Raw genomic sequence first — 24,822 nt, forward strand, 5'->3', positions numbered from 1 at the left:
CGTGATACGCTGATCGTTCAGTGAGGAGTGCTAATTATGCAGGAAGAAATCCGCTTTGCCACATTCAATGTCTGCAACCTGGCCCCCGCCGGGGCGAAATTGTATGACAACCTGGAACCGTTGAGCCCGGCGCAATACGCAGCCAAGGCGGAGTGGACGGCGCGGCAGATCGACCTGCTCGACGCCGACGTGATCGGTTTCCAGGAAATTTTCTCGCAAGCGGCCTTGCGCGACGTACTGTCGCGCACGCGCCATTACCGCGAAGCCACCCTGGCCGGCTACGATGCGATGGATGCCGCCGGACGCATATTGCCCACGGTGGCGCTCGTGTCGCGCCTGCCGCTGGCTGGCGCCGGTGTTGCCTGGGCGAATTTCCCCGCCGGCGTGAGCGTGCCTGCCGACAGCCATGTCCAAGATGACAATGCCTGCCGCTTCGCCCGCGCGCCCCTGCACGTCCAGGTCATCTTGCCTGGCGGACAACTCACGGACGTGGTCGTCGTGCATTTGAAATCACGCCGGCCCGACTACCGCCATGGCGACGGCAGCGATGCCATCGCCTACGCGCTGGCCAACCTGCGCTCGCTGCAGCGGCGCGGCGCGGAAGCCGTGGCCCTGCGCGTGCTGGCAAGCGAACTGGGCCACAGCGGCCGCCCCCGCATCGTTCTGGGCGACTTCAACGACATCGCCAATGCCGTCACCACGGCCATCGTCATGGGGGCGGGCGGGCCGTGCGAACCACATGGCGACATGCCGGAAATGCGCGCGCGCCTGTACGACGCCAATGCCATCCAGCTACGCCAGGATGCCCTGCGCCACGTGGGCTACACGAATATCCACGACAGCACCTACATGACGATCGACCACATCCTTGTGTCCGAACATTTCCACGCCGCCTCGCCGCGCGCCATCGGCGTGGTGCAGGAAGTGGGTTATCTCAACGACCATTTGCTGCTGGGCTTGCCGCATGCATCCGACCATGGCCAGGTGCTGGCACGCATCAAGCTGCTGGGAAATATCCACTAATGCAGCAACCTCGCCAGCGCGCTGCCCTCGACTTGCGCGCTGGCATAGCGGCCCTGGTATTGCTGGCAGCCCTGCCCCCGCAGATACGCCAGCTGCTGCGCCGTTTCCACGCCTTCGGCAATCACCGTCAATTGCAGCGCGCGCGCCATGGCGATGATGGTGGCGGCGACGACCGTATCGGACTCGCCTGCCGCGCCGTTCGCGACGGCGGGCAGGAACGATGGATCGATCTTGAGTTTATCCACCGGGTAATGGCGCAGATTGGCCAGGCGCGAATAGCCGGTGCCGAAGTCATCGATGGCCAGCCTGGCGCCCAGCGCGCGCAGCTGCGCCAGCACCCCGGCCAGGCGGGCGCCGCCCTTCATCAGCAAGGACTCTGTCACTTCCAGTTCCAGGCAGCCGGCAGGCAAACCCGACGCGGTCAGTGCCTCTTGTACGCCAAGCAATAAATTATTGTGCAGGCATTGCGCCGGCGACAGATTCACAGCCACGTGCCAGGCATGGCCCGCATCGTGCCAGGCCCGCGCGCGCAGGCAGGCGTGGTGCAGCACCCAGTTGCCAATCGACACCATCAAACCGCATTCCTCGGCCACGGCGATAAAGCGCTCGGGCGGCAGCACGCCCAGTTGCGGGTGGCGCCAGCGCAGCAGCGCTTCGGCGCCAACGATCTGCCCGCTGGCAACATCGAGCGCGGGCTGGAACTCCAGCACGAATTCATCGCGTCCCAGCGCTTCGCGCAAGCCCTGCTCCAGGCTGGCCCGCTCGACGATTTGCGCATTCATCTCGGCATTGAAAAACTGAAAATTGTTGCGCCCGCTTTCCTTGGCATGGTACATCGCGATGTCGGCGTTATGCACGAGGGTATCGATGCTGTCGCCATCGCTGGGAAAGATGGCCACGCCGATCGAGGTCGACACATGCAGTTCGTATTCGCCCAGCTGGTAGACCTGCGTCACGGCATGCAGCAGGCTGGACGCCACATGGGCCACCTGGTCGATGCCGCCCACCTCGGCCAGGATGATGACGAACTCGTCGCCGCCATGCCGGCTGACCGTATCGACGCCGCGCACGCAGCGCACCAGGCGCCGCGCCACTTCCTTGAGCAGCAAGTCGCCCACGTGGTGGCCCATGCTGTCATTGATGTGCTTGAAATGATCGAGATCCAGGTACAGGATGGCCAGCATGCTCAGCTTGCGCCGCGCGGCCGCCAGTGCCAGCGACAGCCGGTCCAGCAGCAGCACCCGGTTCGGCAAGTCGGTAAGGAAATCGTGCTCGGCCAGGTGGCGCGTGTGCTCCTCGTTTTTCTTGCGCTCGCTGATATCGCTGAGAATGGCCAGGTAATTGCTCAATTGCCCTTGCGAGTCGCGGATGGCCGTCAGCGACAGCCAGGCCGGGTAGCGCCCGTCCGCCTTGCGCTGGTCCATGATATCGCCTTGCCAATAGCCATTCGCATCGACCTCGTCCCACACGTGATCGAAAAACGCCGGCGCATCCGGCTCCACGCCGTGCAGGACGAAGGGCTTGCCCAGCATGTCGTCCAGGCTGTAGCCGCTGATCTCGCTGTACGCGGGATTCATGCTGACGACCCGCTGCTGCGGGTCCATCACGACGATGGCGACACTTGCATGCTCGATGACCTGCATCGACAGGTACAGGGCCCGCTCGGCCAATTTGCGCGAGGAAATATCGCGGATCACGGCGTAAAACAGATAGGTGTGGTCGAGCGTGACGGAAGTGAGCAGCACTTCGCCCCAGAACAGCTCGCCGCTGCACGTCTGATAGCGCCAGTCAAAGCGGCAATTGCCGTCGGCGTGGGCCTGCGCCGCCAGTTGCGTGCCGCTCAACGATGACAATTCGCCATCGGGCTGGCGCAAGGGCGAAAAGTCGCTGAGGCGGCGCCCCAGCAGGCGTTGCCGGTCTTCACATTGAAACAGGGCAATGGCGGCCGGATTCGCCTCGGCGATATGCTCGTCGCGCAGCAGCAGGATGGCATCGGCGGATTTCTGGTACAGCTGGCGGAAATTGTCGCCCATCAGCAACAAGGCGCCCTGCGCGGCGCCATCCTGACCGCTGGCCGTGATGTCGACATCGATGCAGACCACTTGCCGCACTCTTCCGGATTGCATGACAGGAAACACGGTGGAACAGATGCAGCGCGGCGCGGCCCCATCGGCATCCAGCTTCCACAGGCGCGTGCTGCGCGCCTTGCCGCTGTCCCACACGGCCGCCAATTCACCGGCAACCTCCTCGGCCACGGTGGCGGCGTCCGGCAGCGAAGCGGCCACCCTGGCCCACGGCTGGCCCAGCGCCAGCTCCGCCGTCACGCCATACAGGCGCGCCGCGCCAAAGCTCCAGTAGCGCACGATGCCATCGCGGTCGATGCCGCGCACGGCCAGGCCGGGCGCCTGTTCAACGGCGGCAACAATGATGGACAGCAAATCGAGCGCCTTGCCGGCCGGCCCCGCCTGTGGTTCGGCAGCGGCCAGCAAACGGCCCGGCGACGGGGCGGCTCCGACAATCCGATCAGACATCAGGCCCCCCGTGGCGCGGCAGCGCGGCAACCGGCGGGCGAATGGCCTGTCCGGTGGCGCAACCATCCCGACCATTCTTGCGCGCCCGCGAATCGGCTTCTTGAGGATGCGCAAGCATCGTGACGCGCACCGCGGGCATGCCGGCAGTGGTTCCGGTCGCCGTTTTTTGCATTCCAGCCCCGATTTTGTGCAATCTGTCGCACGGCGATGGCGGCCAGACTTGAATCTTCCTAAAGTGGCAACATGCGCATCGCCGTGAACGACCGCAGCGGCAGGCGTGCTGCCTGCGGCCGCCACGGTGATGCGCTACCCGAATTCTCCCGGCCAGCGACAGGCCGGGTCCGCACCGAGACCTGGCGCCGAACCCCTGCGCCGCTCCTGACTAAAAAACCTATGAAAAACGAGACCCTGCCCCCCGCCTCCCCCCTTGCCGCCACGCGCCGCCGGCGCTGGCGCACCCCCGTGCTGATCCTGGTCGTGCTGGCCCTGGCCGGCGGCGGCTGGACGGTGAGGCAATCGAAGCAGCAAGCCGCCAAGGCTGCCGAACTGCAAGCGAGCAAGAAGAAGGAGCAGGACAAGACGCCCGTGCATGAACTGGCGCAGGGCGACGTGGCCGCCATCGATGCGCGCGCGCTGGCAATCAGCCTGCCCCTGTCCGGCTCGCTGGCGCCCTTGACCCAGGCCACCATCAAGGCCAAGGTTTCCGGCGTGATCCAGGAAACGACCTTGCAGGAAGGCCAGCATGTGGCGGATGGGCAAATCCTCGTGCGCCTGGATGCGGCCGACCAGCGCGCCCGACTGACGCAGCAGCAAGCCATGCTCGACGAAGCGCAGGCGCGCCTGTCGATGGCAAGCAAAAACGAGGCCAATAGCCAGGCCTTGCTCAAGCAAAAGTACATTTCGCAAACGGCCTACGACACGACGCAAAACTCCGTCGACCTGGCGCGCGCCAGCGTCAAGTCCGCCGCCGCCATGGTCGACATCGCCCGCATCGCGCTGGCCGACACCGTGATTCGCGCGCCCATGGCCGGCATCGTCAGCAAGCGCCACCTGCAGGCCGGCGAAAAAGTCTCGCCCGACATGCCCGTCTACACCATCGTCAACCTGGCGCAGCTGACCCTGGAAGCGCCCGTGCCCAGCGCGGAAATCCCCCGCATCAAGCTGGGCCAGGACGTGCACTTCAAGGTCGACGGCTTCGGCGCGCGCGACTTCGCCGGCAAGGTCACGCGCATCAACCCCACCACCGAGAGCGGCTCGCGCGCCATGCTCGTCTACATCGCCGTCGACAATGGCGATGGCGCGCTGCGCGGCGGCATGTTCGCCAAGGGCAGCATCGTCACCGAGCGCTCGTCCGTGGCGCCGCTGGTGCCATTGACGGCCGTGCGCAATGAAAAGCAGGGTCCCGTCGTGTATGCGCTGGTGAACAACAAGGTGGTCGCCCAGCCCGTCACGCTGGGACTGCGCAACGAGGATGAAGGCTATGCGGAAGTGACGTCCGGCCTGGTGCCGGGCGCGAAAGTCATCATCGCCAAGCTCGATGGCGTCAAGCCGGGCCACAGCGTGACCTTCGCCGCACCGGCTGCCGCCCCTGCCGCGCCGGCAGCCGTGCTGGCACGGAAGGACTGAGCCATGTGGATGACCAAAGTCAGTATTCAAAATCCCGTCTTCGCCACCATGGTCATGGTGGCGCTGGTGGTGCTGGGCATCTTCTCCTACCGGGGCCTGGGCGTGGAGAGCATGCCCAGCGTGCAGTTCCCGTTCGCCGCCATTGAAGTGAACTACCCGGGCGCCTCGCCCGAAGCCGTGGAAAACGACATCACGCGCCCCATCGAGGACGCCGTCAACACCGTCAGCGGCATCAAGACCATCCGCGCCAACTCGTGGGAAGGACGCGCCGGCGTCTACCTGGAATTCGAGCTGTCGACGAACATGGACAAGGCCATGCAGGACTTGCGCGACAAGGTGGCCCTGGTGCGCCCCCGCTTCCCGAAAGAAGCCAAGGACCCGTTCATCGCCCGCGCCGAAGGCGACAACGAACGCCCCATCGCCACCATCGTGCTGACCTCGACCGGGCATGACCTGCGCTCGCTGTCGACCATGACGGAACAGATCATCAGCAAGCGCTTCCAGGGCGTGGCCGGCGTGGGGCAAGTCAAGCTGCGCGGCTTGCGCGCGCGCCAGATCCTCATCAGCATGAAGCCGATCGAACTCAATGCCCAGGGCATCGGCGTCGATGAAGTGATCCGCGCCATCCAGGCGACGAATACCAATTTGCCGGCCGGCTCGATCAGCCATGGCGCGGCCGAACAGCTGGTGCGCGTGGAAGGCAAGATCAAGGATGCGCGCGAATTCGGCAAGATCATCGTTGCGCGCCGCGCCATCGGCCCCGTCTACCTGGACCAGGTGGCCACCGTGGTCGACGGCGAACAGGAAGAACTGTCGATCTCGCGCATGAACGGCCAGCAAGCCGTGACCATGGAAATCACCAAGGTGCAGGATGCCAACGTGGTCGAAGTGGGTACCGGCATCCTGAAAGTGGCGGCGGACCTGCAAAAGACGCTGCCGCCCGATATCACCCTGCGCGTGCTGGACGACGAATCGGAACGCGTGCAAAGCCAGCTCAATAACGTCAAGCGCACCATCATCGAAGGCGCCGTGCTGACCATGGTGATCGTCTTCCTGTTCCTGCACTCGTGGCGCTCGACCATCATCACGGGATTGACCTTGCCGATCTCCGTGCTGGCCAGCTTCATCGCCATGAAGGCCTTCGGCTTTACCCTGAACTTTTTGACCCTGATGGCGCTGTCCTTGTGCATTGGCCTGTTGATCGATGACGCCATCGTCGTGCGCGAAAACATCGTGCGCCACCTGGGCATGGGCAAGAACCACTACAAGGCGGCCAACGACGGCACCAATGAAATCGGCCTGGCCGTGATGGCCACCACGTTCGCCATCGTCGCAGTATTCGTGCCGGTCGCCTTCATGGACGGCATCATCGGCCGCTTCTTCCTGCAGTTCGGCATCACCGTGGCGGTCGCCGTTCTCGTCTCCCTGTTCGTCAGCTTCACGCTCGACCCCATGCTGTCGTCCGTCTGGCGCGACCCCGTCAAGGACCGCTTCAAGTATGCGCCGTGGCTGGGCCGCTTCATGGCCTGGATCGAGACGGGCATCGACCGCCTGCACGTCTGGTATGGCAAGGTGCTGGCTGTGGCCCTGCGCTGGCGCAAGACGACCCTGGCCACGGCCGTGGCCCTGTTCGCGGGCAGCCTGATGCTCGTGCCGATGATCGGCGGCGAGATGTTCCCCGAGACGGACCAGGGCTGGGTCAACCTGCGCTTCAAGACGCCTGTCGGCTCCAGCCTCGAATACACGGACAGCAAAGTGCGCCAGATCGAAACGGCCCTGAAGGAGTTTCCCGAGATCGACAGCCTGGTGGCCAATATCGGCACGCCCGATGGACGCAACGCGGCCGAGGTGAACCTGAAACTGACGGACCTCAAGACGCACAAGCGCCGCTCGCAACAAGAACTGGAAAAGCTGATCCGCGAGCGCCTGGCGCCGATCGCCGGCATCACCCTGTCGGTCGGCAACCGTCCCATCTTCATCGCCATCCTCGGCACGGATGAAGGCAAGCTCGATGCGGTGGCGCACCGCCTGATGGACAAGATGCGCACCATCAAGGGCCTGGCCGACATGGAGTACAGCCAGGAAGGCGCCAATCCGTCGACCACCGTGAAAATCAATAACGAGCTGGCCAGCGACCTGGGCTTGTCGGTGCAGCAGATCGGCAATGCCCTGCGGCCTTTTGTTGCGGGCGACACGGTCAGCCACTGGTTAGCCAGCGACGGACAGAACTACGACGTCAACGTGCAGCTGCCGAAATCGGGCCGCCAGAAAGTGGCCGACCTGGCCGACCTGTCGCTGGCGTCCAGCAAGTTTGACGCGAACGGCAAGCCGGTCATGATTCCGCTGCGCCAGGTGGTCGAATTCGTGCCGTCATCGAGCCCGCAAGTGCTGAAACGCCAGGCCTTGCAGCGCCGGGTCGCCATCTATGCGGGCGTGCAGGGCCGCCCTGCCGGCGACGTCGACGCCGACGTGCAGAAAGCCATCAAGTCCATCGACCTGCCGCCCGGCGTGCGCTTCGACGTGGCCGGCAATGCGCAGCAGATGGCCGAAACCATGGGCGGCGCGATGATGGCGCTGGGCATTGCCGTGATCTTCATCTACCTGGTGCTGGCGTCGCAGTTCGGCAGCTTCCTGCAGCCGATCGCCATCATGGTGTCCTTGCCGCTGTCGCTGATCGGCGTGCTGGCCGCCCTGCTGATCACGGGCAGCACCCTGAACATCTTCTCCGTGATCGGCTTCATCATGCTCATGGGCCTGGTCACCAAGAATGCGATCTTGCTGATCGACTTCACCAACCAGCGCCAGCGCGAAGGCCTGGGGCAGTTCGAGGCGCTGATGGAAGCGGGGCAAGTACGTTTGCGCCCCATCCTGATGACGACCCTGGCGATGGTCTTCGGCATGCTGCCGATGGCCATCGGCATGGGCGACGGCGGCGAATCACAGGCGCCGATGGGCCGCGCCGTCATCGGCGGCGTCATCACCTCGACCTTGCTGACCTTGGTGGTGGTGCCCGTCGCCTACACCTACCTCGATAGCCTGGGCAAGCGCGCCGCGCGCTTCTTTGGTGGCAGCGGCGGCGAGCATGCCGCATCCGCCGACGACGGCAAGGCACACGCCCACTGATAGACCGGTCGCCTTCACCGTCCCCGCATTGGCGGGGACGACGCGGCGGCTTTCTGAAGAGAGCTTCAGTTGACCAAAGCTGCCCCACTGGCTAGACTGTCCCCGTTATCAATGATATGGAGTGACTCGTGGGTGCTTGTTCCAGTGACAGTAGTCGATTGACCATCGGCGATCGGCCTTAGGCAAGACGCGCGCATTCCGCCCGCCCTGCCCATGGCAAGGTGCGGTTATACCAGCGGCGATGTCCATTCGCCGCACTTCCCTCCTCATCGTTCCACCGTTATCGTCTGCTGCCCCCTTTACCGGGCGGTTTCCGCACGCCCTGGCACTCGCCTGTTCCTCCCCAGCCGGGAGAAACTATGGTGGTATTTGACTTTGCGCTGCGCGTTGCCGCGGCATTGACCCTGGGCGCCATGATCGGCGCCGAACGCCAGCTGCGCCAGCGCATGGCGGGCTTGCGCACGAATGCGCTGGTGTCCGTCGGCGCCTCGCTGTTCGTGATGGTTTCCGTGCTCGAAGGCGATGCCTCGGGCCACATGCGCATCGCCGCGCAGGTGGTCTCGGGCATCGGCTTCCTTGGCGCCGGCGTCATCATGCGAGAAGGCATGACGGTGCGCGGCCTGAACACGGCCGCCACCCTGTGGTGCTCGGCCGCCATCGGCATCCTGTGCGGCCTGGGCTTCGCGCTGGAAGCGGCCATCGGCACGGGCTTCGTACTGATCGCCAACCTGGTGCTGCGCCATCTGGCCCAACGCATCAACGCGCATGGCAGCGAAGCGGGCATCGAAACGGAAAGCATCTACCGCGTGACGGCCGTGTGCGAGGCGGAGCAGGAAGTCCAGGTGCGCAAGCTGATGCTGCGCTTGATCAGCGGCATGCCGACGCTGATGCTGCAATCGCTGCACAGCGAGGATGCCGCGCACGCGGGGCGCATCGAAGTGCGCGCCGACCTGCTCACACCCTTGTCCAGCCTGGGATTGCTGGAGCAGATCGTCAGCCAGGTGAGCCTGGAAGGCAGCGTCTCGGCCGTGCGCTGGGCGCTGGTGAATAACGCGGAATTTGTCGCCGAGCGGGGGGTATGATGATGAAAAAGTTCTTCCATTGGTTTGCCAGGCAAGCGCCTGTCGTGGCCACCTACCGCCTGACCGTCACCTGCCCCGCGGCGCAAGCCGACCATGTGGTGCGCCTGCTGCTGGCCGAACTCAAGGGCGCAGGCCTGGCGCCGTCGCAGATGCTGCGCAGCTGGGACGACGCCAGGCAGGTGGTGCAACTGATCGCCACGGTGCTGTGCCAGGCCGTGCAGCGCGCCGTGCTGGTACGCTTCGTCAACCGCGCGGGCGCCTGGCCGCAAGTGCGGCAAGTGCGCTGGGAAGGCGTCGCACCGTCAATCTGAGGCGGGCAGGCGCATGATGAACAGGGCGCCGCCTTCCGGCCGGTTGCGCGCCTCGATACTGCCGCCATACGCGTGCACGATGGCCTGCGACAGGGCCAGGCCCAGGCCGAAGCCGGGCGCCTCGCCCGCCCGCGCCTGGGCGCCCCGGTAAAAGCGTTCGAACAGATGCGGCAAATCGTCCACGCCGATGCCCGGCCCCGCATCCGCCACGCCCACAAACGCCTGTTCGCCGTCGCGCACCACGCGCACCGTGATGACGCTGTCTGGCGGCGAAAACTTCACGGCGTTATCGAGCAGATTGGCCAGCACCAAGTCCACCGGGCCGGCTGCCACTTTGGCCTGGACGGTCACACTTTCATCGAAGACGATGTGGATGCCGCGCTGCGCCGCCGCCTTTTCCAGGCGTTGCGCGGCCGCCCGCACGAGGGGATTGAGCGCGATGGTTTCCACCGCATTGCGCTCCTGGCCCACATCCAGGCGGGTGAGCATCAGCAATTCTTCCACCAGGGTCGTCAGGCGCTGCACTTCGTCGAGGCAGGACGCCAGCGCATCGACATACTCGGGCGCTTCGCGCGGGCGGCGCAGGGTGATTTCAATTTCCGTGCGCAGGCGCGACAGGGGCGAGCGCAATTCGTGCGAGGCGTCGGCCGTGAAGCGGCGCTGCGCATCATAGCCATGCTCCAGTCGGTCCAGCATGGCGTTCAGGGTATCGACCAGGCGGCCGATTTCGTCCTGCGTGCCGGGATGTGGCAGGCGCTGGTGCAGGCTGGCTTCGCCGATTGAATGCGCCTGGTCCACCACATCGTCGATGGCGCCCAGCACGCGGCGCGTGAGCATTTCGCCTGCCAACCCCACGGCCGCCAGCAAGGCCAGCGCCATGGCGGCAAACAGCACCGTGGCCGCGGCCAGCACGTGGTTGGCGTCGTCGAGCGAACCGGCCACCTGCACCGCCAGGCCTGCGCCGGACGATGGCACGGGAATCGAGACCATGCGCAGCGGCTCTTCGCCAAATTTGGTCAGGGTCTCGAAGACAGTCTCGCCGGCCGCCAGGCGCGCCAGCAGGGCGGGCGGCGCCGGCAGCTGCGCAGCCTCCAGGTTGCGGCTGCGCGCCAGCACGCGGCCTTCTCCATCGACGATCTGCACCAGGCGGTCCAGGCGCGTCAACGAGGGCTGCGCCAGGCCAGGCGCCACCTCGTGCACCTGCACAGGCTGGCGCGGCGCGGCCGGCAGCATGGCCATTTCCGTCTCGGCCAGCGCCAGCAGGGCCGCATCGAGCTGTCCATGCACGGCGCGCGACAGGCCCCAGTAGCCGGCCAGCGCCGTGCAGGCGACGATGGCGAGGATGACGGCCAGGTGCACCAGCAGCAGGCGCTTGCGAAAGCTAGCCACCGTTGTTTTCCGCCAGGCGGAAGCCGCGCCCGCGCACCGTATGGATCAATGGCGGCAAGCCCGGCGTATCCACTTTTCCCCGCAGGTTGCGCACGTGGACGTCGATCAGGTTATCGATGCCGATCAGGTCCGCCTGCCATATCTGCTCGGCCAGGCGCGCACGGCTGACCACTTCGCCCGCCTGGCGCAGCAGGATCAACAGAATCGCGTATTCCTTGGGCGTGAGCACCAGCGGCGCACCGGCCCGTGTCGCCTGGTGGCTGACGGGATCGAGCGTCAAATCGGCCAGCGCCAGCACCAGCGGGCGGCTGATGTCGGAGCGGCGCAGCAAGGCGCGGATGCGCGCCAGCAGCTCCTCGAATTCGAACGGCTTGGTCAGGTAATCGTCGGCGCCCGTGTTCAGGCCCGCCACCCGGTCGGCCGTGGCGTCGCGCGCCGTGAGCATCAGCACGGGCGTCTGGATGCCGCGCGCGCGCAAGTCGCGGCAAAAATCGATGCCCTGCTTGCCCGGCAACATCCAGTCCAGCACGATCGCATCGTAGTCGACGGCGTAGCTTTCATCCTCGCCTTCCTCGGCGCTGTGCGCCACGTCGACAACAAAGCCTTCTTCCTGCAAGCCGCGGGCCAGCAGGCGCGCCGCCTTGCGGTCGTCTTCCACCAGGAGGATTCTCATGCCAGCCTTTCGCGTCGCGCCCTGTTTTCCATGCTGGCATTTTACCGCGCTCCACCGCGCGCGCACCGAACCTGAAGAATGATTCAGGCATTCTTGGGCGCTTCTTCAGGACCACATTGCTATGCTTTTCCGGCGCTGTCATATCTCTGCCCGCGCCCCCTTCTGACCGCCCGCCTGGGCACGGCATCCACGCATGCCCCATCACCATCAATAACAAGGAAACACGGGATGAACACGACCACCCGCAACGCCCTGGGCGCCAGCTGCGCCCTCGCTCTCGCCTGTTCGGCCCTGGCCGGCTGCGCCAAACCGACGGCGGCAGCCACGCCGCCCGCCCAATCGAGGCACCTGGACGACGGCAACATCGCCGTCGACAAGATGTCGCCGCTGCGCCAGCGCCTGCAGGTCGCCGCCGTGCAGGAACAGGAGATCGCCACGCAGACGGATGCGCCAGGCAGCATCGAAGCGATGCCGGAAAAACTGGTGAAAATCACGCCGCCGCTGGCCGGACGCATCACGCGTTTGCAGCGCGCCCTGGGCGACAGCGTGAAGGCGGGCGACCCGCTGTTCACGCTCGATTCGGCGGAACTGAGCGCCGCCTACGCGGACGACAGCAAGGCGAAGTCCGCCCTGCTGCAGGCGCGCCAGGAACTGGAGCGCCAGAAAACCCTGTTCGAGGCGGAAATCGCCGCGCGCAAGGAGTACGAAGCGGCGCAGGCGGCTTTTGCGCAGGCCGGCAGCGATGCCCAGGCCAGCGCCGACAAGCTGGCCCAGTACGGCGCCGGTACACGCGGTTCGCGCCGCGACTATGTCTTGCGCTCGCCGATCGCCGGCACCGTGATCGCCATGGAAGGCGCCCAGGGCGGCTACTGGAACGATATCAACGCGCCCGTCATGACGGTAGCCGACCTGTCCACTGTGTGGCTGTCGGCCAACGTGGCCGAGAGGGACTTGGCGCACGTGGCCGTGGGACAAAAGACCAGCATCACCGTCGATGCCTGGCCCGGCAAAGCTTTTGAGGGCAAGGTCGCGTATGTGGGCGCCGTGCTCGATCCCGAGACGCGCACGGTGAAAGTGCGCGTGGCCATCGACAACCGCGCCGGCGCCTTCAAGCCGGGCATGTTCGCCCACGCGGGATTCGCCGGCGCTTCCCGCCGCGCACTCCTCGTGCCGGCGGCCGCCGTGCTGCAAAGCGGGCCATCGACGCGCGTGATGGTGGAGCGCAGCCCGCTGGTGTTCTCGCCGCGTTCGGTGGAGGTAGGCGCCAGCCATGGCGGGCAGGTGGAAATCGTCTCGGGCTTGCGCGCGGGCGAACGCATCGTCGTCAAGGAAGGAGTGCTGCTCAATGATTGACCGTTTCATCGCCACCTGCTGCCAGCGGCGCGGCATCGTCTGGCTGGTACTGCTGTTTGTCGCCGTCTACGGCGTCTATTGCTGGAAGCAGCTGCCCATCGAAGCCTACCCCGACATCGCCGACGTCACCTCGCAGATCGTCACGCAGGTGCCGGGCCTGGGCGCCGAGGAAATCGAGCAGCAGATCACCATTCCACTGGAACGCGCCCTGCTCGGCACGCCGGGCATGCACGTGCTGCGCACGCGCAGCCTGTTCGCCCTGTCGCTGATCACGGTGGTGTTCGAGGATGGCAGCGATGGCTACTTCACGCGCGAGCGGCTGCAGGAACGCCTGGCCAGCGTGAACCTGCCGTACGAGGCCAAGCCGGGACTCGATCCCTATACCTCGCCCACGGGCGAGATCTACCGCTACACGCTGGAATCGAAAACACGCTCGCTGCGCGAACTGTCCGAGCTGCAGTTCTGGACCGTGATCCCGCGCCTGCAGCAAGTGCGCGGCGTGGCCGACGTCAGCAATTTCGGCGGCCTGACGACGCAATTCATGCTGGAACTCGATCCCGCAAAACTCGACAGCTACGGCTTCTCGCTGGCGCAGGTCAAGGACGCCATCAACGCCAACAATATCAGCGGCGGCGGCAGCGTCATCGACCGCGGCCAGCAATCGTACGTAGTGCGCGGCGTGGGCTTGCTGCATTCGCTCGACGACATGGGCAACGTCGTCGTCAGCAGCAAGGACGGCGTGCCCGTGCTGGTGAAAGACCTGGGCAAGCTCGCCTACGGCAACGTGGAACGGCGCGGCATCCTCGGCAAGGACGACAACCCCGACACCATCGAAGGCATCACCCTGCTGCTGAAGGATTTCAACCCGTCCGAAGCGCTGGCCGGCATCCACGCGGCCGTCGACGACCTCAATACCAACCTGCTGCCGAAAGATGTGAAAGTGGTGCCCTACCTGGACCGCAGCTCGCTGATCGACGCCACCCTGCACACGGTCAGTTATACCTTGGGCGAAGGCATGCTGCTGGTCGCCCTCGTACTGCTGCTGTATCTGGGCAGCCCGCGCGCAGCCGCCATCGTCGCGCTGACCATCCCGCTGGCCCTGCTGATCGCCTTCATCTTCATGCACCATTTTAAGATTCCCGCCAACCTGCTGTCGCTGGGGGCGATCGACTTCGGCATCCTCGTCGACGGTTCCGTGGTGGTGCTGGAAAACATGCTGCGCCGCCGCGAGCGCGAGCAGGAGCGGCCCCTCACCCTGCAGGATGCCATCGACGCGACCTTGCAGGTGGCGCGTCCCATCATGTTCGGCATGGCCGTCATCATCGCCGCCTACTTGCCCCTGTTCGCCTTCCAGCGCATCGAATACAAGCTGTTCTCTCCCATGGCGTATGCGGTGGGCGCGGCGCTGGTGGGCGCGCTGGTGGTGGCCCTGGTGCTGATCCCCGGCCTGGCCTGGCTGGCCTTGCGCAAGCCGCGCCGCACCTTCCATAACCGCGCGCTGGACAAGCTGGCGGCCGCGTACGGCTGCTTCCTCGAGCGCATGGTGGGCAGGAAGCGCTGGGTGGCGATGGTGTGCGCCGCCTCGCTGGCAGGCCTGGCCCTGCTGGGCGGCAGCATCGGACGCGATTTCCTGCCCTATCTCGATGAAGGTTCGCTGTGGCTGCAGGTGCAGATGCCGCCCGGGATCACGCTGGACAAGGCGTCCGAAATGGCCAGCGAACTGCGGCGCGCCGCGCTGGAGTTCCCGGAAGTGTCGACCATCGTCACGCAGACGGGGCGCAACGACGACGGCACCGATTACTGGACGCCGTCGCACATCGAGGCGAGCGTGGGCCTGCCCCCCTACAAGAGCTGGAAGTCAGGCATGAGCAAGCAGCAGCTGCATCTGATCGCGAAAATGAATGAGCGCTTCGCGCGCATGCCCGGCTTTACGGTGGCCTTCATGCAGCCGATGATCGATGGCGTGCAGGATAAATTGTCGGGCGCGCACAGCGACCTGACGGTGAAAATCTTCGGCAACGACCTCGATGAAGTGCGCGCCATCGCCGGCAAGGTGGCGCACGTATTGAAAGGTGTCCCCGGCGCCTCCGACGTGGCCGTGGACGTGGAACCGCCGCTGCCCAACCTGAAGGTGGAACTGGACCGCGCAAAGGCGGCCCGCTACGGCATCAATGCGGCCGATGTGGCCGACCTGATTGCCACCGGCATCGGCGGCGCGCCCATCGGCCAGGTGTACGTGGGCGAGAAAAGCTACGACATCGCCGTGCGCTTCCCGCCCGCCACGCGTTCCAGCCCGGACGCCATCGCCAGCCTGAAACTCACGGCGGCGAATGGCGCGAAGATCCCGCTGGCGCAGGTGGCCAGCATCAGCACCACCTCGGGCGAGAGCGTGATCGTGCGCGAAATGGGCCGGCGCCACATCATCGTGCGCCTGAATGCCCGCGGACGCGACCTGGCCGGCTTCCTGGCCGAAGCGCGCCCGCTGGTGGCGCAAGCCGTGGCCGGCGAGCACCAGCGCATCAGCGTCGAATGGGGCGGCCAGTTCGAGAACCTGCAGCGCGCGCAAAGCCGTTTGGCCCTGATCCTGCCGATGACCCTGGGCGCCATGTTCCTGCTGCTGTTTGGCCAGTTCCGCAACCTGCGCCAGCCCGCGCTGGTCTTGCTGGCCGTGCCGCTGGCCATGCTCGGTGGCCTGGCCGCGCTGCACCTGCGCGGCATGACCTTGAACGTGTCGAGCGCCGTCGGCTTTATCGCCCTGTTCGGCGTGGCCGTACTGAACGCCGTGCTGATGCTGGCGCAGATCAACCGCTTGCGCGCCGACGAAGGCCGCAGTTTGCGCGACGCCGTGCTGGAAGGCGCGCGCGACCGCATGCGCCCCGTGCTGATGACGGCTACGGTGGCCGCCCTGGGCTTGACGCCGGCCATGCTGGCAACGGGCCTGGGCAGCGACGTGCAGCGTCCGCTGGCCACCGTCGTGGTGGGCGGTCTGGTGACGGCGACCGCGCTGACCCTGCTGCTGTTGCCGGCCCTGTATTACCTGATCGAGGCACACCTGCAAAAACGCCGGATCGATACCGAAGGAGAGACCCATGACACGTTTTAATGTACTGCTGGCGGCCTGGCTGATCGCCCCTTGCGCCATCGCCGCCCCCCTGAGCTTTGAAACCTACCTGTCCGCCGTGGAAAGCCACAGCCTGGAGCTGCAGTCGCAGCAGGAAGGCATCGTCTCGGCCAAGGCCGGCATCGGCATCGCCGGCCTGCGTCCCGATCCCGAATTCACCCTGGGCGCCACGCGCGAAAGCGTGCGCAACGTCGAACACCGGCCCGTCACGTGGAACCCGGCCATCAGCATGGCCATCGAGACCGGCGGCAAGCGCGCCGCGCGCTTGAAGGCCGCGCACAGCAATGTCGCGCTGGCCGAGGAAACGGTGGCAGGCTTCAGGAGCGAACTGTATGGCACGGCCGCGGCGGCGTTCACGGAAGCGTGCCGCACGCGCGAAGTCGCCACGCGCAAGGAGCAGACCATGGTGGCCCTGTCGAAAGTGGTGGAGGCGAATGCCGTGCGGCGCAAGGCGGGCGACGTGGGCGGCATCGAGCTGCTGCAGTCGCGCGTGGAACGCGACCAGTTCCAGGCCGACCTGGCGCAGGCGCGCAGCGAGTCGGACAGCGCCATGCTGGCCCTGTCGCCGCCGCTGGGACGCCAGTTCGACGCGCTGTTTCCCGATGCACAGCTGGTATGCGATTTCGCCGCGTTTGAGAACAAGGATACCGGCGTGCTGGTGCCGCAAGCGCTCGATGCCCGCAGCGACGTGCGCATCGCCCGCGCCACCCTGGACAATCTGCGCGACGGCGCGGCCCTGGTGCGCGCCAACCGCGCCGTCGATCCGACCGTCACGCTGGGCCTGGCCGCCGCGCGCGGCTACCATGACGGCATCGATGCCAGCGGCAATCCCGCCGAAGGCGCGCCCCGCTCCCGTGCGCTGTCCATCTCGCTGGCCATCCCCATTCCCCTGTCGCGGCGCGACAAGGGCGACATCGTACAGGCGGAAGCGGGCGTGACACAGGCGATGCTGGCCCTGCGCCAGGCGGAACTGACAGCGGAAACGCAAGTGCGCACGGCGCAGCGGCAGCTGCGGGCGGCGCAGGACAGGCTGGCGCACTACCGTGACGGCGTGCTGGTCGATGCGCAAAAGGTGGTCGATGGCATGCGCCTGTCGTACTTCAGCGGCAATGCCTCGCTGCTGGAATGGCTGGCGGCGCAGCGTTCGGCCGATGAGGCGTACCAGGGCTATGTGCAGGCGCGCGCCGATGCCGCCATCGCCAGCACGCAGCTGCAACTGGCGATCGGCCAGCGGCCGCGCTTGTAGCGGGGGAAAGTAGAACGAGGAGATACCGGCGCGGCGACGCCGCACCGGTCGTCAGGAACGGGGAATTACTGGGGCTGGGCGGGAGCGGCGCCGTCGGCGGCCGGATCTGCATCGACGTCGGCGTCGTCCGCTTCCGGCTCATCGCCCTCGCTACCATCAGCCGGCTTCGGATTGTTCTTCGCTTCCAGCTTGCGCCTGGCTTTTTCCTCGGCTTTCTTCTTCTTTTCCAGCTCTTTTTGCCGTTTTTCGTATTGGAAATTTGTCTTGGCCATTTACTACCTCTTTAGTTTTTAGATGTTACAGATAAGCACATAAGGCACATTATGACGTAATTGAACCAAACACCAAATGTTTAGCCTCGCGGATGATGCTGCGCATGCAGCAGTTTCAGCCGTTCGCGGGCCACATGCGTGTAAATCTGCGTGGTGGAAATATCGGAGTGCCCCAGTAACAATTGCACAACACGCAAGTCCGCGCCATGGTTGAGCAAATGGGTGGCGAACGCATGGCGCAGGGTATGCGGCGACAGCGGCGCCGTGATGCCGGCGTTCAGCGCGTGTTTCTTGATGATGACCCAGAACATTTGCCGCGTCATGGCGCCGCCGCGCCGCGTGACGAACAGCGCATCGTCCATCTGGCCGTCGAGAATCACGCCGCGCGCTTCCTTCAGGTAGCGTTCGATCCACAGCCGCGCCTGTTCACCGAACGGCACCAGCCGCGTCTTGCTGCCCTTGCCCGTGATGCGCAGCACGCCATCGTTCAGGCTCAGCTCCACGGATTGCAAGTCCACCAGTTCCGACACGCGCAAGCCGCTCGCATACATGAGCTCCAGCATGGTGCGCTCGCGCAAGCCCAGCGGCGTGCTGACGTCGGGCGCCGCCAATAGCGCTTCCACCTGCGCTTCGCTCAAGGTATGCACGAAGCGCGCGGGCTGCTTGGCCGAGACCATCTTCAGGCACGGGTCGGCCGCGATATGCTTGTGCCGCAGGGCCAGCTGGTAAAAACGCTTGAGCACTGACAGGCGCCGGTTCGACGACGTGGCCTTGCTCTCGTCGTGGCGGGCGGCGAAATACGCCTCGATATCGGCCGTGGACACGTCGTACAGGCCCTCGCGCCCGGGCCGCGCCACTTCCAGCCAGCGCGAAAACAGCCGCATGTCGCGCCGGTAGGCGTCCAGCGAGTTTTTCGACAGGCCGTCTTCCAGCCACAGGCTGTCGCAGAATTCATCGATCAGGGTAGTGTTGTCGGGCGCCAGCAGGCTGTTCATCATCGTGTTGACCACCCCATGCCCGCCACGCCTTCATGCGCCAGCAGCCAGCGCTTCACGCCCAGGTGGAAGCCCGTCGCATCGTCATGGTGGGCAAAGCCGCCCAGGCCGCCAGCGGCCGTGACCCGGTGACAGGGTATGACCACGGGAAACCAGTTGGCGCCGCAGGCCTGGCCCACGGCGCGCGGCGCCGAGCCGATCAGGCGCGCCACGTCGCCATAGGTGCGCACCTGGCCGCGCGGGATGCCGGCGATCGCCGCCCATACCCGTTGCTGGTAGGCGCTGCCCGCGCCTGCCAGCGGCAAGTCGAAGACATGATCGGGATCGATAAAATAGCGCGCCAGTTGCTGGCACGCCCGCTCGGAGACGGCATCCTGCGCATCTTTTTCCGCAAAGTGCGGCGGCAGATACACCAGCTCGCATACCTGGCCATCCTGCGTGCGCACGCCCATGGCGCCGAACGGCGCGGCCACGATGGCGCTGAACAGTTCACTGCCCTGTTGTTTTTTCATCTGCTGATCATTATTCAAGTGTGGCATATATGCAACCTGCCGGCGCCGGAAACAGCGCCACGGGAATTATGCACCGACTTTGGGCGTGCCGGCGGACGTTTCCCGGGGACGAAAAAAAAGCGCACCAGTCGGTGCGCTTCAAATATTGCTTCACGTTCCCGGTCGTTTGGGTCCGCCGGTGCCGGCTTGTGGCCGCAGACAGCTATGACTCAACAACTTCTGTGAAACGTGTGTCTCCTCAATATATCCCCGGTATCAATACCGTTTTTATAGACCACTCCCCCACTAACCTTGTTGCCAATTCTGTATTTCAGCCTTGCTACCTGGGCGTATATGCATATACGTGTTTCCCCTTAAGGCTGCCCATCATAGCGCATTTATTCGGCCGGATCGACTTTTTTTGCACCATGACGGGGACAACTGTTTTAGTTGTAAATTAAATTTGGCAGCCACAGCGAGATTTGTGGTACGTAGGTAATCAGCACCAGGAAGCCCAGCATCGTCAGCAGCCACGGCATCACGGCCACGGTCAGCTCCGAAATGCCCATCTTGGTAATGCCGGACGCCACGTACAGGTTCAGGCCCACGGGTGGGTGGCACATGCCCACTTCCATATTGACCACGATCAAGATGCCGAAATGCACAGGATCGATGCCCAGCTTCATGGCGACGGGGAACAGAATCGGCGCCATGATCAGCACGATGGACGACGGTTCCATGACGTTACCAGCCAACAACAGCAGCACGTTGACCACCAACAAGAAACTGATCACGCCCAGGCCCTTGCCCGTGATCCATTCGGCCATCGCTTGCGGGATATTTTCACTGGTCATCAGGAACGAGAACAGCACGGCATTGGTGATGATGTACAACAGCATCGCCGACATGGCGGCCGAGTCGAGCAAGACCTTGCCCACCTGCTTGATCTTCAAGTCCTTGTAGACGAAGACGGCGATGATGAAGGCGTACACGGCAGCCATGGCGGCCGCTTCCGTCGGCGTGAAGGCGCCCGAGTAGATGCCGCCCATGACGATGACGATCAGGAGCAGGCCCCAGGCGCTCTTCTTGAACGTGACGAAGCGCTCGCCCCAGCTGGCCTTTTTCATGCGTGGATAATTGTGCTTGCGCGCCAAGAACCACGTGGTCAGGCCCAGCAGCATGGCCAGCATCATGCCGGGAATCACGCCCGCCATGAACAGCTTGCCCACGGACGTGTTCGTGCTGACGGAATACATCACCATCACGATCGATGGCGGAATCAGGATGCCCAGCGCGCCCGAGGTGGTGATGACACCGGCGCCGAAACCGCGCGGGTAGCCCTGCTTGACCATGGCCGGCAGGATGATGGAGCCGATCGCCACCACGGTGGCGGGGCTGGAGCCGGAGACGGCCGCAAACAGCGCGCACGCCATCACGCCGGCCAGCGCCAGGCCGCCATGCCAGTGGCCCACCATGGAACTGGCGAAGTTGATCATGCGCCGCGCCACCCCGCCATGCGTGAGGAAGTTGCCCGCCAAAATGAAGAACGGGATGGCCATGATCTCGAATTTCTCGATGCCCGTGAAAATCTTCAGGGCCACCGATTCGATGGGCACGCTGGTCATGGTAAACAGGAACGTGAGTACCGTCAGGCCCAGCGAAATGGAAATCGGCATGCCGGTCAGCATCAGCGCCAGCAGCAACACAAAAATGATCAGCGCGTTCATGCCTTGGCTCCTTTTTCTTCAGCCGTCAGTTCGTCTTCCAGGCCCTCGACGTGCGAATGGTCGTGTTTCGGCAAGGCGCCCGTCTTGATGAAATGCAGCATCACTTGCAGGAAGCGGAAGCACATCAGGTAGGAACCGAGCGGCACGGCCAGGTAAACCAGCCACATCGGCACTTCCATGTCGGCCGATGTCTGGTCCGTGTGGCCGATCGACCACACGAAGCTGGCGCCCAGGGTCCCCACGACACCCGTAAACAGGGCGCCGGCACCCAGGCCGAAGACGATGAAACGATCGCGCCAGCGCGGGTTCATGCGGTTGATCAAGACATCGACGCCCACGTGGATGCCCGTGCGTACGCCATACGCGGCGCCGAACTTGGCCATCCAGACAAACATGTAGATGCACAGTTCCTGGGCCCAGCTGGTATTGATTTGAATCAGGAAGTCTTGCACGACCGGTATCGGCAAGCCTGCCAGGTAGCGGTGCACGACCGCGACGAAGATGATGAAGGTGGCTGCGCCCATCAGGGTCGCGATCAGCCACTCTTCCAGGTGATCCAGAAATTTCATGGTGGACTTTCAAAGAATGCGGGTACGCTGACACCCGCGCAGGACGCGCAGGTGCCGTTGCTACAGAAAGACAGGGATGCCCCTGAAAGCCGCACCGGGTGGCGCGGCCAGCGCTATTACTTCGCGCTTTCCTTGTTGATGGCCGTGATCAGGTCCTTGCCGATGCGCGCTTCCATGGTCTTTTGCACGGGCGCCAGCGCCTTGCGCCACTCGGCCTGCTCCTGCACTGTCAAGGTGTAGATCTGCGTCCTGCCCGCTTTCTTGATGGCGTCGAGGGCCTGGTCGTTGTCGCGCTGGGCGATGGCTTTTTCAAACGTGGTGGCCTCGCGCATGGCTTTTTCCAGCTGGGCGCGGATATCGGGCGGCAAGCCATCCCAGAATTTCTTGTTGACGATGACGGCATAGCCCAGGTAGCCGTGGTTCGACACGGTCACGTGCTTTTGCACTTCATGCATCTTTTGCGTGTACATATTCGACGGCGGATTCTCCGTGCCGTCGACCACGCCCGTCTGCAGCGCCTGATACACTTCCGAGAAGGCCAGCACCTGCGGATTGGCGCCCAGCGCGCGCATCTGCGCGTCGAGCACCTTGGACGACTGGATGCGCATTTTCAGGCCCTTGAAGTCGGCCGGGCTGTGCAGCGGCTTGTTGGCCGACATCACCTTGAAGCCATTGTCCCAGTAGGCCAGGCCCGTGATACCCTTGGGTTCCAGTTTTTTCAGCAGGCTCTTGCCGATTTCGCCTTCGGTGACGTTGTACAGCGCCGTCTTGGTGGGGAAAATGTAGGGCAGGTCGAACGCTTCGAACTCCTTCACGCCCAGCGGGCCGAACTTGGCCAGCGAGGGCGCCAGCATCTGCACGGCGCCCAGCTGCAGGGCTTCGAGTTCTTCCTTGTCCTTGTACAGCTGGCTGTTCGGGTACAGTTCGACCTTGACCTTGCCATTCGTGGCTTTCTCGGCCAGCTGCTTGAAACGCTCGGCGGCCTGGCCTTTCGGCGTGTCCGTCGCCACGACGTGGCTGAACTTGATGACGATGGGGGCTTGCGCGTACGCGTGCACGCCGGCGGTGGCGCCTATGGCCGCGCACAGCGCGACGAACATGGTTTTCATCTGCATTTTTGTCTCCTGGATGGTTTTTAGAAAAACTTTATTATTTGTCTACTTGGATATTGTGCCAAAGAAACTGCTTCGGCTATTGTGGTTAACCACAATAGCCGGCTCCCGATAAGCCGCTACCCTGCCAGCCATGCCGACTCCCCCCACCCTTGCACGCCGCTTCAAGCTATCGAGCCCGATGCGCTGGCTGCTGCCCGTCATATTGCTGCTGCTGTTCCTGTCCATCCTGTTTTGGCTGCCCTGGCAGGCGCGCCAGATGGAAAGCAACGAGCGCCAGGAGCAATTGATCGCCGACACCCTGTGGGTGGAGCAGACCATCCGCTTCCAGCTGGCGCGCAACGAGGAAAGCCTGTTCAACCTGGGTGTCGATATCGCCAGCGCCTCGCTGGGTGCGGAAAAAGTGCACGAACGGCTGCAGCAGATGCTGCGCAATGGCCGCGAACTGCAACGCGTGCTGTGGCTCGACACCAGCGGCAAGGTGCTGGCCACCAGCGACAACAGCCTGCCGCATGAACTGGCTTTTTCGCCCGCCTCGCTGACGGCGGCCGACAATGCGCGCCGCCTGCACCGGGGCCAGTACGCCCAGCCTTCGCAGCAGAGCGGCTTTCCCGACGCGCCGCCGGGCGCCATGCTGATGGATTATCACCAGCCCCTGTTCGATGGCCAGCGCTATGTCGGCAGCCTGGTGGCCACCTACCAGATCAGCAGCCTGCTCGATGAAATGGTGCCGTGGTGGTTTGCGCAGGATAACCAGATTTCGCTGATCGACCGCGACGACAAGGTGCTGGCGCGGCGCGCCGCCGCCGGTCCCGGCCACGGTGTGTACACGCACAAGCGCGCGCTCGACGTGCCCGGCGCCACCATCACCCTGTTTACCGACAGCGTGAAAAGCCAGCCCAAGCTGCTGCCCAATCTGCTGGTCGGCTCCGTCATCGCCCTCTCGCTGGGCTTATTATGGAGCCTGCTGGCCCTGTGGCGACATATTTCGCGCCGCCTGGTGGCCGAGGGCGCGCTGCGCCAGCAGATGCTGTTTCGCACGGCGATGGAAAACTCGCTGGTGACGGGCATGCGCGCACGCGACCTCGAAGGAAGAGTCACGTATGTGAATCCCGCGTTTTGCCAGATCGTCGGCTATCCGCCCGAGGAAATCCTGGGGCGCCTGCCGCCCATGCCCTACTGGGTGCCCGAGGCGCTGGAGGAATACCAGCAGCGCTTCGTCAAGGCCCTGGCCGGCAATCCCACGCCGCAGTTCGAAACCTATTTCCAGCGCCCCGACGGCACGCGCGTGGCCGTGCTGATCTTCGAGGCGCCGCTGGTAGACAAGAACGGCCAGCAGACGGGCTGGATGGGTTCCGTGCTCGATATCTCGGACCGCAAGCGGGTCGAGGAACTGAATCGCCAGCAGCAGGAAAAACTGCAAACGAGTTCGCGCCTGGCCACCATGGGCGAGCTGGCGTCGATGCTGGCGCACGAATTAAATCAGCCGCTGGCGGCCATTTCCAGCTACACCACGGGGGCGCTGAACCTGATCCGCCGCGCCATCGAGCATGACGCCCCCGTCGATCCGGGCACCTTGAAACCGGCGCTGGAGCAAGCCAGCGCGCAGGCGCAGCGGGCCGGCCAGATCATCCGCAGCGTGCACGATTTCGTGCGCAAGAGCGAGCCGCAGCGCCAGGATATCGCCATCCGCACCCTGATCGACGGCATCCGCGCGCTGATCGACCTGCAGGCCCGCAAATACTATGTCACCATCCAGGAAGAGCTGCCGCCGGACCTGCCGCTGCTGCGCGCCGACCCCGTGATGATCGAGCAGGTGCTGCTGAACCTGACGCGCAACGCCATCGAGGCCATGCAGGATGCGGCGCCGGGACGGCGTATCATGCGCCTGCGGGCCAGCCACGACGCGCAGCAGGGCATGGTGACGGTGGACGTGATCGACCATGGCCACGGCATTCCCCAGGACGTGGCCGAGCGGCTGTTTTCGCCGTTTTTCTCGACCAAGTCCGAAGGTATGGGCATGGGCTTGAACATCTGCCGCACCGCCATCGAATTTCATGGCGGCGCGCTGACCTTCGGCGCCAACCCCGCTGGCGGTACCATCTTTACATTCAGCGTGCCGGCCGCGCCGCGCGCGCCGCACTCGCATTGACTAATAACGCATAACGACAAGCCGGA

At 64.7% G+C, this 24,822-nt stretch carries 18 protein-coding genes; 9 read left to right on the forward strand and 9 right to left on the reverse strand.

Annotated elements, in window-relative coordinates; all coding sequences use genetic code 11:
• Positions 1-36 precede the first annotated feature (36 nt).
• Positions 37-1,023 (forward strand): endonuclease/exonuclease/phosphatase family protein, encoded by a 987-nt coding sequence (locus tag JAB1_RS19850; protein WP_070281499.1) that lies wholly within the window; start codon positions 37-39, stop codon positions 1,021-1,023.
• Here JAB1_RS19850 and JAB1_RS19855 read toward each other — a convergent pair.
• On the reverse strand, positions 1,020-3,554 hold the full coding sequence (locus tag JAB1_RS19855) for a bifunctional diguanylate cyclase/phosphodiesterase (RefSeq protein ID WP_070281856.1): 2,535 nt from the start codon (positions 3,552-3,554) through the stop codon (positions 1,020-1,022). The genes JAB1_RS19850 and JAB1_RS19855 overlap by 4 nt on opposite strands.
• A gap of 393 nt (positions 3,555-3,947) precedes the next feature.
• On the opposite strand from JAB1_RS19855, the gene JAB1_RS19860 reads away from it, so the two are divergent.
• The 4 genes from JAB1_RS19860 to JAB1_RS19875 all read left to right on the forward strand — a co-directional run bounded on the left by JAB1_RS19860 (position 3,948) and on the right by JAB1_RS19875 (position 9,696).
• The gene (locus JAB1_RS19860; RefSeq protein ID WP_070281500.1) at positions 3,948-5,180 is read left to right on the forward strand and encodes an efflux RND transporter periplasmic adaptor subunit; all 1,233 of its coding nucleotides are present in this window, start codon (positions 3,948-3,950) and stop codon (positions 5,178-5,180) included.
• Between the two features lie 3 nt (positions 5,181-5,183).
• Positions 5,184-8,303, forward strand: coding sequence for an efflux RND transporter permease subunit (locus JAB1_RS19865; protein ID WP_070281501.1), 3,120 nt, complete (start codon positions 5,184-5,186; stop codon positions 8,301-8,303).
• Positions 8,304-8,662: 359 nt separating this feature from the next.
• Positions 8,663-9,385, forward strand: a complete 723-nt coding sequence (locus JAB1_RS19870; RefSeq protein WP_070281502.1) for an MgtC/SapB family protein — start codon at positions 8,663-8,665, stop codon at positions 9,383-9,385.
• Entirely contained in the window at positions 9,382-9,696 is a 315-nt protein-coding gene (locus JAB1_RS19875) for a hypothetical protein (protein WP_092607970.1), read from the forward strand. Before JAB1_RS19870 ends, JAB1_RS19875 begins: the two co-directional genes overlap by 4 nt.
• Here JAB1_RS19875 and JAB1_RS19880 read toward each other — a convergent pair.
• Together JAB1_RS19880 and JAB1_RS19885 are read right to left on the reverse strand one after the other, a co-directional pair.
• Entirely contained in the window at positions 9,688-11,085 is a 1,398-nt protein-coding gene (locus JAB1_RS19880) for an ATP-binding protein (protein WP_070281503.1), read from the reverse strand. The genes JAB1_RS19875 and JAB1_RS19880 overlap by 9 nt on opposite strands.
• Positions 11,078-11,758: a response regulator transcription factor gene (locus JAB1_RS19885; protein ID WP_034779983.1), complete on the reverse strand. Its 681-nt coding sequence runs from the start codon at positions 11,756-11,758 to the stop codon at positions 11,078-11,080. The genes JAB1_RS19880 and JAB1_RS19885 overlap by 8 nt, the downstream gene beginning before the upstream one ends.
• Positions 11,759-11,986: 228 nt before the next feature.
• Between JAB1_RS19885 and JAB1_RS19890 the strand changes: the two genes are divergently transcribed.
• The 3 genes from JAB1_RS19890 to JAB1_RS19900 are packed head-to-tail and all read left to right on the forward strand — an operon-like array spanning position 11,987 to position 17,478.
• Positions 11,987-13,111: an efflux RND transporter periplasmic adaptor subunit gene (locus tag JAB1_RS19890; protein WP_070281504.1), complete on the forward strand. Its 1,125-nt coding sequence runs from the start codon at positions 11,987-11,989 to the stop codon at positions 13,109-13,111.
• The gene (locus tag JAB1_RS19895; RefSeq protein WP_070281505.1) at positions 13,104-16,214 is read left to right on the forward strand and encodes a CusA/CzcA family heavy metal efflux RND transporter; all 3,111 of its coding nucleotides are present in this window, start codon (positions 13,104-13,106) and stop codon (positions 16,212-16,214) included. The genes JAB1_RS19890 and JAB1_RS19895 overlap by 8 nt, the downstream gene beginning before the upstream one ends.
• Positions 16,201-17,478 (forward strand): TolC family protein, encoded by a 1,278-nt coding sequence (locus tag JAB1_RS19900; RefSeq protein ID WP_070281506.1) that lies wholly within the window; start codon positions 16,201-16,203, stop codon positions 17,476-17,478. Before JAB1_RS19895 ends, JAB1_RS19900 begins: the two co-directional genes overlap by 14 nt.
• Positions 17,479-17,543: 65 nt before the next feature.
• On the opposite strand, the gene JAB1_RS19905 is transcribed toward JAB1_RS19900, so the two are convergent.
• From JAB1_RS19905 to JAB1_RS19930, 6 genes are all read right to left on the reverse strand, one after another.
• Entirely contained in the window at positions 17,544-17,750 is a 207-nt protein-coding gene (locus JAB1_RS19905) for a hypothetical protein (protein ID WP_070281507.1), read from the reverse strand.
• An 80-nt stretch (positions 17,751-17,830) separates the two neighbouring features.
• Complete coding sequence (gene xerD / locus JAB1_RS19910; protein WP_231958314.1) at positions 17,831-18,748, reverse strand: site-specific tyrosine recombinase XerD; 918 nt, start codon at positions 18,746-18,748, stop codon at positions 17,831-17,833.
• Positions 18,745-19,257: a methylated-DNA--[protein]-cysteine S-methyltransferase gene (locus tag JAB1_RS19915; protein WP_070281508.1), complete on the reverse strand. Its 513-nt coding sequence runs from the start codon at positions 19,255-19,257 to the stop codon at positions 18,745-18,747. Before JAB1_RS19915 ends, xerD begins: the two co-directional genes overlap by 4 nt.
• Before the next feature lie 425 nt (positions 19,258-19,682).
• Positions 19,683-20,963 (reverse strand): TRAP transporter large permease subunit, encoded by a 1,281-nt coding sequence (locus tag JAB1_RS19920; RefSeq protein ID WP_070257459.1) that lies wholly within the window; start codon positions 20,961-20,963, stop codon positions 19,683-19,685.
• Positions 20,960-21,532 (reverse strand): TRAP transporter small permease, encoded by a 573-nt coding sequence (locus JAB1_RS19925; RefSeq protein ID WP_070281509.1) that lies wholly within the window; start codon positions 21,530-21,532, stop codon positions 20,960-20,962. Before JAB1_RS19925 ends, JAB1_RS19920 begins: the two co-directional genes overlap by 4 nt.
• 116 nt (positions 21,533-21,648) lie before the next feature.
• Positions 21,649-22,647, reverse strand: a complete 999-nt coding sequence (locus JAB1_RS19930; RefSeq protein ID WP_070281510.1) for a TRAP transporter substrate-binding protein — start codon at positions 22,645-22,647, stop codon at positions 21,649-21,651.
• A gap of 130 nt (positions 22,648-22,777) precedes the next feature.
• On the opposite strand from JAB1_RS19930, the gene JAB1_RS19935 reads away from it, so the two are divergent.
• On the forward strand, positions 22,778-24,796 hold the full coding sequence (locus JAB1_RS19935) for a PAS domain S-box protein (RefSeq protein WP_070281511.1): 2,019 nt from the start codon (positions 22,778-22,780) through the stop codon (positions 24,794-24,796).
• The last annotated feature ends 26 nt before the right edge of the window (positions 24,797-24,822 follow it).

It is taken from the genome of Janthinobacterium sp. MP5059B (genome assembly GCF_001758645.1).
GTDB classification, from domain to species: domain Bacteria; phylum Pseudomonadota; class Gammaproteobacteria; order Burkholderiales; family Burkholderiaceae_D; genus Janthinobacterium; species Janthinobacterium lividum.